This window comes from Bacillus alkalicellulosilyticus (assembly GCF_002019795.1).
In the GTDB taxonomy this organism is placed as follows: Bacteria; Bacillota; Bacilli; order Bacillales; family Bacillaceae_F; genus Bacillus_AO; species Bacillus_AO alkalicellulosilyticum.
On the sequence record NZ_KV917381.1, the window covers coordinates 4,457,174 to 4,474,378 of the forward strand.

The window sequence follows — 17,205 nt, forward strand, 5'->3', positions numbered from 1 at the left end:
CCTCCTTGTCGCTAAAGCATTATTTTATATTAACCATTACTATATGAAGATTTCAGCACACGTGCTCTTCTAAGCACATGAACCATACTTTTTTTGATTTCACTATATTCCATATCTGCTGCTGGCTTTCTGGCGACAACAACATAATCGAATTCTTTTTTGACATGAGGTTCAAGTTCCTTAAAGACTTCTCTAAGTACTCGTTTAACTCGATTTCTTACTACGGCATTTCCTACTTTTTTACTTACAGATAAACCAAAACGGAAATGTTCTTGTCCTTTTTTTTCAGCCGTATATAAAACAAATTGACGGTTAGCAACAGATTTGCCTTCATTAAAAACAAACGAGAACTCGTTATTCTTTTTAATTCGATACTCTTTTTTCATTTCCTGTTACACACCTCAAAGTCACTTTGTTTTCTATACTCCTTATCCAATAGTAGAAAAAGACCACTGACATCCAGTGGCCTATGCAGATAAAACTTTTCTTCCTTTACGACGACGACGAGCTAATACTTTACGCCCGTTTTTTGTGCTCATTCTCGCACGGAAGCCGTGTACCTTCTTACGTCTTCTATTATTAGGTTGAAATGTAGGTTTTCCCATTTATAAACACCTCCCTGAGGATTCATTCAACTAAGACATCCTTGTAAATTATACGGAAAACATAAGGCTATTGTCAAGTTCGTTCTAAAAGACATTAAAAAACATTTGAAACGAACATACTGTCTTGCTTGTCCTTCTTCTTATAGAACGACATCATTCTACTGTGGATAACATTTTTCGACATAATTCCATTATCCTCAACATTATCTACAGGATACACACATGATATGGTATTGTGGATAGTTCTTAACCCCAACGTGTAGTATATTGTGGATAAACCTATAAAACCGTTGCGTACTCTCGTTTTATTTGCTATTATATATATGTTTTCACTTCTTAATAACCTTTTAATTCGTGAAACTATCCACAGTCTGTGGGTAACCTTGTGGACAGTTGTTCGCTTTTATTTTTTTAGTTCTCCACAACTTGTTTATATTTGCAGTTTCGACGTTTTTCTACTATATTATATATTTCTTCACAAAAACCTGTATACTTATATTTATTCGTCTTTATTCATAGGACTTGTACAAATATTATACATCGTTATTTTTAAACTATTTTTATGAAAAAAAGGAGGTTGCACTTCTTGGAAAATCTCAATGATTTATGGGATCGAGCCCTAGCTTCAATGGAAGCAAAAGTGAGTAAACCGAGCTTCGAAACTTGGTTAAAAGCAACAAAGGCCAGTGAACTTGAGGATGACACAATCACCATTACTGCTCCAAATGAATTTGCTAGAGATTGGCTTGAAAATCGATATTCCGGATTAATCTCTGAAACACTCGAAGATATTACAGGTACAACCCTTCACGTGAAATTTATTATTCCTCATAACCAATTGGAGGATTATTCGATAGAAGAAGAAGTAAAAAAACTACCTAAAGAGACGGTCCAAACAAATGGTGAAATCCCTAAGAGTATGTTAAACCCAAAATATACTTTTAATACATTTGTTATTGGTTCTGGTAACCGTTTTGCTCATGCAGCATCTCTCGCTGTAGCTGAAGCACCTGCAAAAGCATATAATCCTTTGTTTATTTATGGTGGAGTTGGATTAGGTAAAACACACTTAATGCACGCTATTGGGCATTATGTTATTGATCATAATCCTAATGCAAAGGTTGTTTATCTGTCTTCTGAAAAATTCACAAATGAATTTATTAATGCGATTAGGGATAATAAGGCTGTCCATTTTCGTAATAAATATCGAAATGTTGATGTCCTTTTAATTGATGATATTCAGTTCTTAGCTGGAAAAGAACAAACTCAAGAAGAATTTTTCCATACATTTAATGCATTACATGAAGAAAGTAAGCAAATCGTTATTTCAAGTGACAGACCTCCTAAAGAAATTCCAACGTTAGAAGATCGCTTACGTTCAAGATTCGAGTGGGGATTGATCACTGATATCACACCACCAGATTTAGAAACAAGAATTGCCATTTTACGAAAAAAAGCAAAGGCAGAAAATTTAGATATACCTAATGAGGTTATGCTTTATATTGCGAATCAAATCGATACAAACATACGTGAGTTAGAGGGCGCACTAATACGTGTAGTCGCTTATTCTTCCTTAATAAATCAAGATATGAATGCTGATTTAGCAGCTGAGGCATTAAAAGATATAATTCCTAATTCAAAACCTAAAACGTTAACGATTGCGGAGATTCAAAAAATGGTTGGGGAAGTGTATGGCGTAAAGTTAGATGATTTCAAAGCTAAGAAAAGAACTCAGTCCGTTGCATTTCCAAGGCAAATAGCAATGTATCTTTCACGGGAGTTAACTGATGCCTCTTTACCTAAGATAGGAAGTGAATTCGGTGGAAGGGATCATACCACTGTAATTCATGCTCACGAGAAAATTACAAAACTCCTTGGAACAGACCATCAACTACAGCAAAAAATTCAAGAGTTAATGAACGATTTACGAAATTAACTGTGAATAAGTCAGAGCTACTTGTACACACTTTATCCACATGTGTACAAGTTTTATTTTAGGTGTTTTTCTTACTTTTCCACATTTCCACAGCACCTACTACTATTACTACTATATTTTTTATAAAAAAATAATTAATAAAAAGGTGATATCTATTATGCATTTTGTTATCCAACGTGACCGCTTTGTTCATAGTGTTCAGCATGTTACAAAAGCAGTTTCTTCTAGAACGACGATTCCTATTTTGACTGGTATAAAAATTGTAGCAACTCACGAAGGTGTAACTTTAACTGGAAGTGATTCTGATATTTCTATTGAATGCTTTATTCCTGCAGAGGAAGATGGAAAAGAGTTTGTCAAAATTGTTGAAGCGGGAAGCATTGTGCTACAAGCTAAGTTCTTTTCTGAAATTGTAAAAAAATTACCGGAAGATCAAGTTGAGATCGTTGTTCAAGATCAGTTTGCCACTACATTACGTTCTGGCTCTTCAATTTTTAATTTAATTGGTCTAGATCCAGAGGAATATCCTCGGTTACCTCAAGTTGAAGAACATAATATTATCCGTTTACCTCAAGATTTATTTAAAAACATTATTCGACAAACTGTATTTGCTGTCTCTACCCAGGAGACAAGACCAGTTTTAACAGGTGTAAACTTCTCTATTGAGAACAGTGAGTTGATCTGTACTGCAACAGATAGTCACCGCTTGGCTTTACGTAAGGTAAATGTTGAAACAAACCAAGATGTTAGTTTTGAGAATATTGTCATTCCAGGGAAAAGTCTAAATGAGCTAAGTAAAATTCTAGAAGAAAATGATAAATTAATTGATATTATCGTTACAGAAAGCCAAATTTTATTTAAATTAGATAATTTGCTATTTTTCTCTCGTTTGCTTGATGGAAAATATCCAGTTACGAAGAATATGATTCCTACTCATTCAAAAACTGATTTTGTTATTAAAACAAGACCATTTTTACAAACGTTAGAGCGTGCATTGTTGCTTTCAAGAGAAGGGAAAAATAATGTTGTCAATTTAAAAACATTAGATAATGGGATTATTGAAATTACTTCGATTACCCCTGAAGTTGGGAAAGTTACAGAAAAAGTACAAAGTACTGATGCTAATGGTGAGGATTTACGTATTTCTTTTAATGGGAAAAATGTAATAGACGCTCTTAAGGTTATCGATAGTGATGAAATCAAAATTATATTTACTGGTGCTATGAGTCCGTTCGTTATTCAACCAACTGACCATGACAATGCCCTTCATTTGTTTTCACCTGTTAGAACGTATTAGTCAGTAAAGCAAAAGCAATGAATGAGACTGCAAAAGATCTACTGAAACCACTTTTTTTAGTAGCAGACAATGCAGAGTCATTATCATTGCTTTTTTCTTATTTGTTATATACTTATTTCTTAAAACTAAATTTCTGCTGCTATTGGCTAGGACGGAAATGTTTAGTACAATAAGAAATAGGATTATCAGTAGAGATCGAAAAGACAGCAAAGAAATTCATATAATTGCTGTCTCTCTTCGTGCGGAAATCTTTTACTACGTGAAAGTGAGCGATTAAAAATGGAGCAAAAGATTAAAATTTCAACGGAGTATATAACAATTGGCCAATTACTAAAAGAAGCTGGCGTTATAGATACCGGTGGCCAAGCCAAATGGTTTTTAAGTGAACATGATGTTTTTCTAAATGGAGAGCAAGAACAACGAAGAGGAAAAAAACTATATATTGGAGATAGACTAGAGATTGCAAATGGTGATGTATTCATTATTTCGGAAGAATAAGGGGGTTACCCTTTGCATATAAAAGAGCTTCATCTGACCAATTATCGTAACTATAAAAAAATGTCAGTCTCCTTTGAAAATAAAGTAAATGTTATTCTTGGTGAAAATGCTCAGGGAAAAACAAATCTAATCGAATCGATATTTGTATTAGCTCTTGCAAAATCTCACCGTACTCCAAGAGACAAGGAACTTCTCTCCTGGGATGAAGATTATGCTAGAATAGAAGGAGCAATTGAACGAAGAAATGGTCCCCTTCAACTAGATGTTATCATTTCTGTAAAAGGTAAAAAGGTTAAACTTAACGGACTTGAACAACGAAAACTTAGCGAATTTGTAGGATCATTGAATGTTGTAATGTTTGCTCCTGAAGACTTAAATATTGTAAAAGGAGCTCCTCAAATTAGACGAAGATTCCTTGATATGGAAATAGGACAAATCAATCCAATTTACCTTCATCATTTGGGGAAATATCAAAAAGTTTTACAACAACGTAATCATGTACTTAAAGACTTACAAAGACAAAAGCAAAATACCTTAATGCTAGATGTGCTTACAGAGCAACTAGTAGAAACAGGTGCAAAAGTATTAGAGAGAAGGTTTGAGTATATCAGTATGCTGCAAACATGGGCTGAAAATATACATAATCAAATAAGTCGAGGAAAAGAATCACTAAATCTTGAATATAAACCATCAATTGATGTATCAGAAAAGACAGAATTGTCGAAAATAGAACAAGTATTTTACGAGGCTTTTCAAAAGATAACAGAAAAAGAAATTATGCGTGGCTCTACATTAGTTGGTCCTCACCGTGATGATCTCATCTTTACGGTAAATGGAAAAGAAGTTCAGGTTTATGGGTCACAAGGGCAGCAACGTACCACTGCTTTATCAGTGAAGCTAGCAGAAATAGAATTAATTAAAGAAAAAATTGGAGAATATCCGATTCTGTTACTTGATGATGTTCTTTCAGAATTAGATGATTATAGACAATCTCATTTGTTACATGCAATACAAGGGAAAGTACAAACATTTGTTACAACAACGAGTGTCGAAGGTATTGACCACGAAACCTTAAAGGAAGCTGCAACATTCGTGGTGACTCAAGGTGATATAAAAAGAGTGAAATGAGGTGAATATTTTGTTTATCCATTTAGGAGGCGATACCATCATTCGTTCGAAAGATGTAATAGCCATATTAAGTAGTGACATGAAAGAATCTTCGGGGATTACCAAGGAATTTTTAAAAGCTCATTTTACTAAAAGTAATGTCCAACACATTTCTGAAGAGTTGATTAAGTCTATTGTTATTACCGTAGACAAAATATATTACTCTCCAATCTCATCTGTAACCTTAAAAAGAAGAGCACAAGCTGTTTCGGAATTAGATAGTTTTGCGGAGTAACATGCACTGTACGAATTAAACGTACTCTCAATAAAGAAGTGAAGGTGAATTAAATTGACAAGCGAACAACACACGTATGATGAAAGTCAAATACAGGTTCTAGAAGGTTTAGAGGCTGTTAGAAAACGACCTGGAATGTATATCGGGTCAACAAGTGGTCGAGGACTTCACCATTTAGTATGGGAAATTGTTGATAATAGTATTGATGAAGCAATGGCTGGATTTTGCGATACAATAACTGTCACAATCGAAGAAGATAATAGTATCACTGTAGAAGATAATGGCCGTGGTATTCCTGTTGGGATTCATGAAAAAATGGGAAGACCAGCAGTTGAAGTTATTATGACTGTACTGCATGCAGGTGGGAAATTTGGTGGTGGTGGATATAAAGTTTCTGGGGGATTACACGGTGTAGGGGCATCTGTAGTTAATGCACTTTCAACTGTATTAGAAGTAAATGTACATCGTGATGGAAACATCCATTACCAAAAGTACGAGCAAGGTGTACCGCAATGCGATTTACAGATTATTGGTGAAACTGAAAAACGTGGAACAGTTATACACTTTAAGCCAGATCCAGAAATTTTTACGGAAACTACGATATATGAATTTGATATTTTAGCTAACCGTTTACGTGAGCTTGCCTTTTTAAATCGTGGGTTAACGATTATCATAAATGATAAACGAGAAGGCGGAAAGTCAGCAAAATATTACTATGAAGGTGGAATTGCCTCTTTTGTTGAGCATTTAAACCGAACAAGAGAAAACTTACATGAACCGCCAATCCATATCGAAGGAAACAAAGATGGGATTACAGTTGAGGTTGCGGTTCAATACAATGATAGCTATACAAGTAATATATACTCATTTGCCAATAATATTAACACTCATGAAGGTGGAACCCATGAGTCAGGATTTAAAACAGGGTTAACAAGAGTAATTAATGATTATGCCAGAAAAAATAATTTATTTAAAGAAAGTGACCCTAATCTAACAGGTGATGATGTCCGAGAAGGGTTAACAGCTATCATTTCCGTGAAAATTCCAGACCCTCAGTTTGAAGGACAAACAAAAACGAAGTTGGGTAATAGTGAAGCTAGAACGATAACAGATTCTCTTTTTAGTGAGCACTTCGCAAGATTCATGATAGAAAACCCACAAGTCGCACGAAAAATAGTAGATAAAGGACTAATGGCTTCAAGAGCTCGCGAGGCTGCCAAAAAAGCTCGTGAGTTAACGAGAAGAAAAAGTGCGCTTGAAGTAAGTGCTTTACCAGGTAAGTTAGCGGATTGTTCTTCTAAAGATGCATCCATTAGTGAAATCTATATTGTTGAGGGTGACTCCGCTGGTGGTTCTGCAAAACAAGGAAGAGATAGACACTTTCAAGCTATTTTACCTTTGCGCGGAAAAATCATTAATGTTGAAAAAGCTAGATTAGATAAGATTTTAGCAAATAACGAAATACGAACGATTATCACGGCATTAGGTACTGGGATTGGTGATGATTTCGATATTGAAAAAGCGAGATATCATAAAATCATTATTATGACTGATGCAGACGTCGATGGTGCTCATATTCGTACTTTAATTTTGACCTTTTTCTATCGATATATGCGCCCATTAATTGAAAGAGGATATATTTATATAGCTCAACCTCCTTTATTTAAAGTTTCACAAGGACGTGATGTTCAGTATGCTTATAATGAGCGTGAGCTAGATACAATATTGTCACTCGTTTCAGATAAAGCAAAAACTGGTATCCAACGTTATAAAGGTTTGGGTGAGATGAATCCAACTCAGCTGTGGGAAACAACGATGGACCCAGACTCAAGAACAGTTCTTCAAGTTACATTAGAAGATGCGATGAAGGCTGATGAAATCTTTGAAATTTTAATGGGTGACCGAGTTGAGCCAAGAAGAGATTTCATACAAGAGAATGCACATTACGTTAAAAACTTAGATATTTAAACAAATTCAAGAAATATGAGCATTCGAAGATAAGAATGTGTATTCTAGGAAACGGCTGTTTGCCAATATTTCTTAGAATAGGAACGAGTAGATGGAGGTTTTTTTATAAATGGCAGACCAGGAGCGTTCAAGAGTAAAAGAAATAAATATTGATCAAGAAATGAAATCGTCCTTTATGGACTATGCCATGAGTGTTATTGTTAGTCGTGCCCTTCCTGATGTTAGGGATGGTTTAAAACCTGTTCATCGTCGTATTTTATTTGCTATGAATGAACTAGGAATGACACCAGATAAGGCTTATAAAAAGTCAGCTCGTATCGTTGGGGAAGTTATCGGGAAGTATCACCCGCACGGTGACTCGGCTGTATACGAAACAATGGTCCGAATGGCTCAAGATTTCAGTTTTAGATATATGTTAGTAGACGGACATGGAAACTTCGGTTCTGTTGATGGTGATGCAGCGGCTGCGATGCGTTATACAGAGGCTAAAATGTCCAAGATTTCGATGGAGTTAGTACGAGACATTAATAAAGATACGATAGATTATCAAGATAACTATGACGGTTCAGAACATGAACCAGTCGTTTTACCTTCACGTTTTCCAAACCTATTAGTGAATGGAGCTTCAGGTATCGCTGTTGGTATGGCTACGAATATTCCTCCACATCAACTTGGAGAAGTGATTGATGGAGTGTTAGCTTTAAGTAAAAATGCTGATATCACTGTACCAGAATTAATGGACTTTATTCCGGGACCGGATTTCCCTACAGGGGCTGAAATCATTGGTCTAAGTGGGATTAGAAAAGCCTATCAAACGGGCCGAGGGTCTATTACTTTAAGAGCTCAAACCCATATTGAAGAGTTAGCTAATGGAAAGCAACGGATCATTGTAACTGAACTTCCTTATCAAGTGAATAAAGCGAAGTTAATTGAAAAAATTGCTGAGCTTGTTCGTGAAAAGAAAGTAGATGGCATTACCGACCTTCGTGATGAATCAGACCGTACAGGTATGAGAATTGTCATTGAAGTGAGAAGAGATGCTAATTCCAATGTATTATTAAATAATTTATATAAACAAACAGCAATGCAAACTAGCTTTGGAATTAACTTGTTAGCACTAGTAAATGGGCAACCAAAAGTGTTGAATCTTAAAGAATGTTTAGTGCATTACTTAGAACATCAAAAAGTTGTCATTACAAGAAGAACTGCTTTTGAATTACGAAAAGCAGAAGCTAGAGCTCATATTCTTGAAGGTCTTCGCATAGCTCTTGATCATATTGATGAAATTATTGCGTTAATCCGTGGTTCACAAACAACGGAAATTGCTAGAAACGGTTTGATGGAGCAATTTTCTTTAAGCTATGAGCAGGCTCAGGCAATCCTTGATATGAGATTACAAAGATTAACTGGGTTAGAACGAGATAAAATTGAAAATGAGTATGCAGAGTTAGTCGCTCGTATTGCGGAACTAAAAGCCATTCTAGCTGATGAAGAAAAGGTGTTAGAAATTATTCGTGAGGAATTATCAGAAGTTAAAGATAGATTTAATGATTCTCGTCGAACTATAATTTCAATTGGTGAAGACCAATTTGAGGACGAAGACTTAATTCCTAGACAAAATATTGTCATTACAATTTCTCATAATGGTTATGTAAAGAGATTGCCTATTTCAACATATAGAAGTCAACATCGTGGCGGTAAAGGTATTCAAGGAATGGGAACAAATGATGATGATTTTGTTCAACATTTATTTACTACAAATTCTCATCACACAATTCTCTTCTTTACGAACAAAGGGAAAGTATATCGTTTAAAAGGATATGAAATCCCTGAGCTAGGTCGAACAGCAAAAGGAATACCAATTATTAATTTACTTCAGATTGAACAAGGTGAGTACATTAGTACGGTTATACCAATTGAAGAGTTTAACGATGAACATTATCTTATTTTTATGACGAAACAAGGTATTTGTAAACGTACAGCTCTTTCATCATTTGCTAACATTCGAAAAGGTGGATTATTTGCTATTAACCTACGTGAGGATGATGAGTTACTAGGCGTTCGATTAACCAATGGTGACCGTGAAATAATTCTAGGTACAAAAAATGGTCTTGCGATTCGTTTCCATGAGCAAGATGTTCGATTAATGGGACGTACTGCAACTGGAGTAAAAGGAATTACATTAAGTGATGATGACAAAGTTGTGGGTATGGATACTATCGAGGAAGACCACCAAATTTTAATAGTCACAGAAAAAGGGTATGGAAAACGTACACCGATTGACGACTACCGAATTCAACATAGAGGCGGTAAAGGAATCAAAACATGTAACATTACAGATAAGAACGGTGGATTAGTCGCATTATCTGTTGTTTCCAACGACCATGACATTATGATTATTACTGCCAGCGGAGTTATCATTAGACTTAATGTTAATGAAATTTCTACGATGAGCCGTAACACACAAGGGGTTACTCTCATTCGTGTAAATGAAGGAGAGGAAGTTTCTACTGTTGCTAGAGTAGATATTGAAGATGAGAATCTTGAAGAAATTGAAAATATCGAAGAGATAACAGAAGAGGCTGGGTCAGAAAGTAAAGAAGAAATTGAAGAATTGTCATTAAATGATGATAATGAAGATGAAATAGAATAGCCATACTAAGCATATATCTTTTTGGAGATATATGCTTTTTATGATTAAAGACCTATTTTTTTAATGCTTTTTTATGTTCTTAAACTAAAGTATAATACTATATAACTATTGTTTTTTATTAAAGGGGATAACAGGGTATGAAAGTTAAACGTAGCCAATTGGTAGAAGGTTGCATTCTTGCTGATGATGTTTGGATTCAATCCAATCAACCGCTCATTCGAAAAAAAACAGTTTTACAAAGTGAAGAACTTAAAGTACTAGAGGCTTTTCTAATAAATGAAGTTGAAATTGAAAAAAAATTAGAATCAGGTGAAATCGTCAACATACCAGAAATTATTGAAATCGATAACGAAAACTCCGTAGTTGACGAATCTTTTGTTGAGTTCTACACAGAAGCTGTTAGGGAATATAAAAAATTTTTTCAACATTGGCAAGCGGGTTCACCTATAAATATTAAAGGAATTCAAAAATTACTATACCCTTTAATAGGAAAAGTGATAAACGACCCTACTAATATAAAATTATTTCCACAATTAAGTAAGAAAGAAGAATATTTAGCTCACCACTCTATCGCAGTTGGAGTAATTGCAGCATATGTTGGGTATAAATTAAATTTTTCAAAAGAAGAATGGACTCAAATTGGAATAGCCGGAATACTTGCAGATTGCGGAATGTCTCAAATTCCTATGTCAATCATGAAAAAAGCAGGTCCGTTAACAACGGAAGAATATGAAGTCGTAAAAAAACATCCTGTTCATAGTTATAAAATGGTTAGCGAAATAAAAGAATTGCCGAATCCAGTTATGCTTGCCGTGTTACAACATCACGAACGTGAAGACGGATCTGGATATCCGATGGCTGTTCCTGCGAATAAATTACATGTGTATAGTCAAGTTGTCGCTATAGCGGATGTATATAATGCTCTGACATCAGAAAGACTATACCGTTCTAAGAAGTCTTCATTTATGGCTCTTGAAACGATTGCAATTGAGGAGTTTGGAGGGTTCCAACATAATATTGTACAGACTCTTATTCATAATATAGTTACTTATTCAGTTGGAACTAAAGTAAAGATATCGAATGGAAAACTCGCTGAAATAGTGTTTATGGATCAAAAAAATTTATTGAGACCTTTGTTAAAGTATGTTGATACAGGTGAGTTTATTAACTTAGCTGATAGGCTGCAATTACAAATCACTGAGGTTCTTAACTAAAAATTACCACACCATATATAGTTGCATTCTTATAACTTGGTGTGGTAAGATAAATTTCCTGTTGTTAATACAAAACAAACAAAAAACATTTTTTAAAAAAGTGTTGACGACAGAATAAATAGTGTGATATTATATAAAAGTTGCTTTAACAACAACATAGCTCTTTGAAAACTGAACAGAACAAAGCCAAGCGAAGAGATACATGATATCTCATTGTCATTGCAAAATGGCAACCCGTCATTGTAAAATGACAAAAAGTTGCGAAAGCAACACTTTTATGAGCTTAATCAACTCGCTTTTATGGAGAGTTTGATCCTGGCTCAGGACGAACGCTGGCGGCGTGCCTAATACATGCAAGTCGAGCGGACTGATTAAAAGCTTGCTTTTAATCAGTTAGCGGCGGACGGGTGAGTAACACGTGGGCAACCTGCCCTGTAGACTGGGATAACACCGAGAAATCGGTGCTAATACCGGATAACTTTGAGGTCACATGACCTCAAATTAAAAGATGGCTCCGGCTATCACTACAGGATGGGCCCGCGGCGCATTAGCTAGTTGGTAGGGTAACGGCCTACCAAGGCGACGATGCGTAGCCGACCTGAGAGGGTGATCGGCCACACTGGGACTGAGACACGGCCCAGACTCCTACGGGAGGCAGCAGTAGGGAATCTTCCGCAATGGACGAAAGTCTGACGGAGCAACGCCGCGTGAACGATGAAGGCCTTCGGGTCGTAAAGTTCTGTTGTTAGGGAAGAACAAGTGCCGTTCGAATAGGTCGGCACCTTGACGGTACCTAACCAGAAAGCCACGGCTAACTACGTGCCAGCAGCCGCGGTAATACGTAGGTGGCAAGCGTTGTCCGGAATTATTGGGCGTAAAGCGCGCGCAGGCGGTCTTTTAAGTCTGATGTGAAAGCCCACGGCTCAACCGTGGAGGGTCATTGGAAACTGGGAGACTTGAGTGCAGAAGAGGAGAGTGGAATTCCACGTGTAGCGGTGAAATGCGTAGATATGTGGAGGAACACCAGTGGCGAAGGCGACTCTCTGGTCTGTAACTGACGCTGAGGCGCGAAAGCGTGGGGAGCAAACAGGATTAGATACCCTGGTAGTCCACGCCGTAAACGATGAGTGCTAGGTGTTAGGGGTTTCGATGCCCTTAGTGCCGAAGTTAACACAGTAAGCACTCCGCCTGGGGAGTACGGCCGCAAGGCTGAAACTCAAAGGAATTGACGGGGGCCCGCACAAGCAGTGGAGCATGTGGTTTAATTCGAAGCAACGCGAAGAACCTTACCAGGTCTTGACATCCTTTGACCACCCTAGAGATAGGGCTTTCCCCTTCGGGGGACAAAGTGACAGGTGGTGCATGGTTGTCGTCAGCTCGTGTCGTGAGATGTTGGGTTAAGTCCCGCAACGAGCGCAACCCTTGATCTTAGTTGCCAGCATTCAGTTGGGCACTCTAAGGTGACTGCCGGTGACAAACCGGAGGAAGGTGGGGATGACGTCAAATCATCATGCCCCTTATGACCTGGGCTACACACGTGCTACAATGGATGGTACAAAGGGCTGCAAAACCGCGAGGTTGAGCGAATCCCATAAAACCATTCTCAGTTCGGATTGTAGGCTGCAACTCGCCTACATGAAGCCGGAATTGCTAGTAATCGCGGATCAGCATGCCGCGGTGAATACGTTCCCGGGCCTTGTACACACCGCCCGTCACACCACGAGAGTTTGTAACACCCGAAGTCGGTGAGGTAACCTTTTAGGAGCCAGCCGCCTAAGGTGGGACAGATGATTGGGGTGAAGTCGTAACAAGGTAGCCGTATCGGAAGGTGCGGCTGGATCACCTCCTTTCTATGGAGTAATACTCTAGTCGAAGTTCAAACCTTGTGTTTGAACTATAGCTTGCGCTTTGTTCGTTCAGTTTTGAGGGAGTTATCTCTCAATGGGATCTTTGAAAACTAGATAGTAATGCATTGAAATTGAAGTTTTACCGGATCGACATCTATTGATGTTGAGAAGAGAGAACTGAGATAGTCAAGAATTCTTCAATCGTCTTATGTCAATCTATTGATTGACAACGTTAATCTTTGATTAACATTTCTAATGGTTAAGTTAGAAAGGGCGCACGGTGAATGCCTTGGCACTAGGAGCCGACGAAGGACGGGACGAACACCGATATGCCTCGGGGAGCTGTAAGTAAGCTTTGATCCGGGGATTTCCGAATGGGGGAACCCACCATCCGTAATGGGATGGTATCCATATCTGAATACATAGGATATGTGAAGGCAGACCTGGGGAACTGAAACATCTAAGTACCCAGAGGAAGAGAAAGCAAATGCGATTTCCTGAGTAGCGGCGAGCGAAACGGAAACAGCCCAAACCAAGAAGCTTGCTTCTTGGGGTTGTAGGACACTCTATACGGAGTCAGAAAAGAACGGGGTAGATGAAGCGGTCTGGAAAGACTGGCCAAAGAAGGTAACAGCCCTGTAGTCAAAACTTCGTTCTCTCCAGAGTGGATCCTGAGTACGGCGGGACACGTGAAACCCCGTCGGAATCCGGGAGGACCATCTCCCAAGGCTAAATACTCCCTAGTGACCGATAGTGAACCAGTACCGTGAGGGAAAGGTGAAAAGCACCCCGGGAGGGGAGTGAAATAGATCCTGAAACCGTGTGCCTACAAGTAGTTGGAGCCCGTTAATGGGTGACAGCGTGCCTTTTGTAGAATGAACCGGCGAGTTACGATTACGTGCAAGGTTAAGCTGATGAGGCGGAGCCGTAGCGAAAGCGAGTCTGAATAGGGCGAGTTAGTACGTGGTCGTAGACCCGAAACCGTGTGATCTACCCATGTCCAGGGTGAAGTTCAGGTAACACTGAATGGAGGCCCGAACCCACGCGTGTTGAAAAACGCGGGGATGAGGTGTGGGTAGGGGTGAAATGCCAATCGAACTCGGAGATAGCTGGTTCTCCCCGAAATAGCTTTAGGGCTAGCCTCGAGGGAAGAGTATTGGAGGTAGAGCACTGATTGGACTAGGGGTCCCCACAGGATTACCGAATTCAGTCAAACTCCGAATGCCAAATACTTATCCTCGGGAGTCAGACTGCGAGTGCTAAGATCCGTAGTCAAGAGGGAAACAGCCCAGACCATCAGCTAAGGTCCCAAAGTATACGTTAAGTGGAAAAGGATGTGGAGTTGCACAGACAACCAGGATGTTGGCTTAGAAGCAGCCACCATTTAAAGAGTGCGTAATAGCTCACTGGTCGAGTGACTCTGCGCCGAAAATGTACCGGGGCTAAACGTATCACCGAAGCTATGGATTGTCCTAACGGACAGTGGTAGGGGAGCGTTCTGCGTGCAGCGAAGTCAGACCGAGAGGACTGGTGGAGCGCGTAGAAGTGAGAATGCCGGTATGAGTAGCGAAAAGAGGGGTGAGAATCCCCTCCGTCGAAAGCCCAAGGTTTCCTGAGGAAGGCTCGTCCGCTCAGGGTAAGTCGGGACCTAAGCCGAGGCCGAAAGGCGTAGGCGATGGACAACAGGTTGAAATTCCTGTACCACCTCCTCACCGTTTGAGTAATGGGGGGACGCAGTAAGGTAGGGTAAGCGCACTGATGGATATGTGCGTCTAAGCAGTTAGGCTGGTGAATAGGCAAATCCGTTCACCATGAAGGCTGAGCTGTGATAGCGAGGGAAATTAAGTACCGAAGTTCCTGATCCTACACTGCCAAGAAAAGCCTCTAGCGAGGTGAGAGGTGCCCGTACCGTAAACCGACACAGGTAGGCGAGAAGAGAATTCTAAGACGCTCGGGAGAACTCTCGTTAAGGAACTCGGCAAAATGACCCCGTAACTTCGGGAGAAGGGGTGCTCTGATAGGGTGCAAGCCCGAGAGAGCCGCAGTGAAAAGATCCAAGCGACTGTTTAGCAAAAACACAGGTCTCTGCGAAGCCGTAAGGCGAAGTATAGGGGCTGACACCTGCCCGGTGCTGGAAGGTTAAGAGGAGGGGTTAGCCGCAAGGCGAAGCTCTGAATTGAAGCCCCAGTAAACGGCGGCCGTAACTATAACGGTCCTAAGGTAGCGAAATTCCTTGTCGGGTAAGTTCCGACCCGCACGAATGGTGTAACGATTTGGATACTGTCTCAACGAGAGACCCGGTGAAATTATATTACCTGTGAAGATGCAGGTTACCCGCGACAGGACGGAAAGACCCCATGGAGCTTTACTGTAGCTTGATATTGGATTTTGGTACAGTTTGTACAGGATAGGTAGGAGCCTTGGAAGCCGGAGCGCTAGCTTCGGTGGAGGCGTCGGTGGGATACTACCCTGACTGTACTGAAATTCTAACCTCGAGCCGTGATCCGGTTCAGGGACAGTGTCAGGTGGGCAGTTTGACTGGGGCGGTCGCCTCCTAAACAGTAACGGAGGCGCCCAAAGGTTCCCTCAGAATGGTTGGAAATCATTCGAAGAGTGCAAAGGCATAAGGGAGCTTGACTGCGAGACCTACAAGTCGAGCAGGGACGAAAGTCGGGCTTAGTGATCCGGTGGTTCCGCATGGAAGGGCCATCGCTCAACGGATAAAAGCTACCCTGGGGATAACAGGCTTATCTCCCCCAAGAGTCCACATCGACGGGGAGGTTTGGCACCTCGATGTCGGCTCATCGCATCCTGGGGCTGAAGTAGGTCCCAAGGGTTGGGCTGTTCGCCCATTAAAGCGGTACGCGAGCTGGGTTCAGAACGTCGTGAGACAGTTCGGTCCCTATCCGTCGCGGGCGCAGGAAATTTGAGAGGAGCTGTCCTTAGTACGAGAGGACCGGGATGGACACACCGCTGGTGTACCAGTTGTTCCGCCAGGAGCATAGCTGGGTAGCTACGTGTGGACGGGATAAGCGCTGAAAGCATCTAAGCGTGAAGCCCCCCTCAAGATGAGATTTCCCATGGAGTTAATCCAGTAAGACCCCTTAGAGATGATGAGGTTGATAGGTCTCGGGTGGAAGCGTGGTGACACGTGGAGCTGAGAGATACTAATCGGTCGAGGACTTATCCTATAAATAAGACGAAGATTGACTACAATGCATACTATCTAGTTTTGAGAGATCACGTAAGTGATGTTTCAATTAAATAAGTCTAGTGGCGATAGCGAAGAGGTCACACCCGTTCCCATGCCGAACACGGAAGTTAAGCTCTTCAGCGCCGATGGTAGTTGGGGGCTTCCCCCTGTGAGAGTAGGACGTTGCTAGGCTGATATAAAGTACACTTCAATTGAAGTGTACTTTTTTTATGTTCACTAGAGATTTAACTAAGACAGATACTTAACAAAATAACGAAAAAAGAAAAACCGTTACCATAACAAAGAGGAAAGCAGCCTCAGCGGTAACGGATGCAAAAGAACCGTGACCGAGTATAAAGGAAAGTAATCCCATCGGTAACGGAAACCAAAAAACCGTGCCCGAAACCAATAGAAAAGTAACCCGAGCGGTAACGGAAAGCAGGAATCGTGCCTGAAGCCAAGGAAAAAGCAACCCCATCGGTAACGGAGATCAATGAACCGTGACCGAAACGAAGGGAAAAGCAGTCCCATCGGTAACAAAACCAAAGAAACGTCAAACAAAAGAGAGAACCAAGGATTCGCTTTACCCTGA

General features: G+C 39.9%; 10 protein-coding genes and 3 rRNA genes. 11 read left to right on the forward strand and 2 right to left on the reverse strand.

Going from position 1 to position 17,205, the window contains the following annotated elements:
* Window positions 1-29: 29 nt before the first annotated feature.
* Window positions 30-386, reverse strand: coding sequence for a ribonuclease P protein component (gene rnpA / locus BK585_RS22260; RefSeq protein WP_078556401.1), 357 nt, complete (start codon window positions 384-386; stop codon window positions 30-32).
* Window positions 387-467: 81 nt separating this feature from the next.
* Entirely contained in the window at window positions 468-605 is a 138-nt protein-coding gene (gene rpmH, locus BK585_RS22265) for a 50S ribosomal protein L34 (RefSeq protein WP_078556402.1), read from the reverse strand.
* A gap of 586 nt (window positions 606-1,191) precedes the next feature.
* Between rpmH and dnaA the strand changes: the two genes are divergently transcribed.
* From dnaA to rrf, 11 genes are all read left to right on the forward strand, one after another.
* On the forward strand, window positions 1,192-2,541 hold the full coding sequence (gene dnaA, locus BK585_RS22270) for a chromosomal replication initiator protein DnaA (protein ID WP_078556404.1): 1,350 nt from the start codon (window positions 1,192-1,194) through the stop codon (window positions 2,539-2,541).
* 157 nt (window positions 2,542-2,698) lie between these two features.
* Window positions 2,699-3,838, forward strand: a complete 1,140-nt coding sequence (dnaN, locus tag BK585_RS22275; protein ID WP_078556406.1) for a DNA polymerase III subunit beta — start codon at window positions 2,699-2,701, stop codon at window positions 3,836-3,838.
* Between the two features lie 279 nt (window positions 3,839-4,117).
* On the forward strand, window positions 4,118-4,336 hold the full coding sequence (gene yaaA, locus BK585_RS22280) for a S4 domain-containing protein YaaA (RefSeq protein WP_078556408.1): 219 nt from the start codon (window positions 4,118-4,120) through the stop codon (window positions 4,334-4,336).
* 12 nt (window positions 4,337-4,348) lie between these two features.
* Complete coding sequence (gene recF, locus BK585_RS22285; RefSeq protein WP_078556410.1) at window positions 4,349-5,464, forward strand: DNA replication/repair protein RecF; 1,116 nt, start codon at window positions 4,349-4,351, stop codon at window positions 5,462-5,464.
* A gap of 10 nt (window positions 5,465-5,474) precedes the next feature.
* On the forward strand, window positions 5,475-5,738 hold the full coding sequence (gene remB, locus BK585_RS22290; protein WP_078556999.1) for an extracellular matrix regulator RemB: 264 nt from the start codon (window positions 5,475-5,477) through the stop codon (window positions 5,736-5,738).
* Between the two features lie 54 nt (window positions 5,739-5,792).
* Window positions 5,793-7,706 carry a DNA topoisomerase (ATP-hydrolyzing) subunit B gene (gyrB, locus tag BK585_RS22295; RefSeq protein ID WP_078556412.1) on the forward strand — a complete coding sequence of 638 codons (1,914 nt, stop codon included), beginning with the start codon at window positions 5,793-5,795 and terminating at the stop codon, window positions 7,704-7,706.
* Window positions 7,707-7,815: 109 nt separating this feature from the next.
* Window positions 7,816-10,359 (forward strand): DNA gyrase subunit A, encoded by a 2,544-nt coding sequence (gene gyrA / locus BK585_RS22300; RefSeq protein ID WP_078556414.1) that lies wholly within the window; start codon window positions 7,816-7,818, stop codon window positions 10,357-10,359.
* A gap of 137 nt (window positions 10,360-10,496) precedes the next feature.
* On the forward strand, window positions 10,497-11,573 hold the full coding sequence (locus BK585_RS22305; protein ID WP_078556416.1) for an HD-GYP domain-containing protein: 1,077 nt from the start codon (window positions 10,497-10,499) through the stop codon (window positions 11,571-11,573).
* A gap of 297 nt (window positions 11,574-11,870) precedes the next feature.
* A 16S ribosomal RNA gene (locus BK585_RS22310) occupies window positions 11,871-13,423 on the forward strand.
* A 254-nt stretch (window positions 13,424-13,677) separates the two neighbouring features.
* Window positions 13,678-16,611: ribosomal RNA gene (locus BK585_RS22315) — 23S ribosomal RNA — on the forward strand.
* A 78-nt stretch (window positions 16,612-16,689) separates the two neighbouring features.
* Window positions 16,690-16,805: ribosomal RNA gene (rrf, locus tag BK585_RS22320) — 5S ribosomal RNA — on the forward strand.
* Together the 16S, 23S and 5S rRNA genes form the textbook arrangement of a ribosomal RNA operon.
* The last annotated feature ends 400 nt before the right edge of the window (window positions 16,806-17,205 follow it).

Bases quoted from the DNA above. Each gene is read 5' to 3' on its own strand.
- rnpA (WP_078556401.1), bottom strand. From the start codon at position 386: ATGAAAAAAGAGTATCGAATTAAAAAGAATAACGAGTTCTCGTTTGTT.
- rpmH (WP_078556402.1), bottom strand. From the start codon at position 605: ATGGGAAAACCTACATTTCAACCTAATAATAGAAGACGTAAGAAGGTA.
- dnaN (WP_078556406.1), top strand. From the start codon at position 2,699: ATGCATTTTGTTATCCAACGTGACCGCTTTGTTCATAGTGTTCAGCAT.
- yaaA (WP_078556408.1), top strand. From the start codon at position 4,118: ATGGAGCAAAAGATTAAAATTTCAACGGAGTATATAACAATTGGCCAA.
- gyrA (WP_078556414.1), top strand. From the start codon at position 7,816: ATGGCAGACCAGGAGCGTTCAAGAGTAAAAGAAATAAATATTGATCAA.
- BK585_RS22305 (WP_078556416.1), top strand. From the start codon at position 10,497: ATGAAAGTTAAACGTAGCCAATTGGTAGAAGGTTGCATTCTTGCTGAT.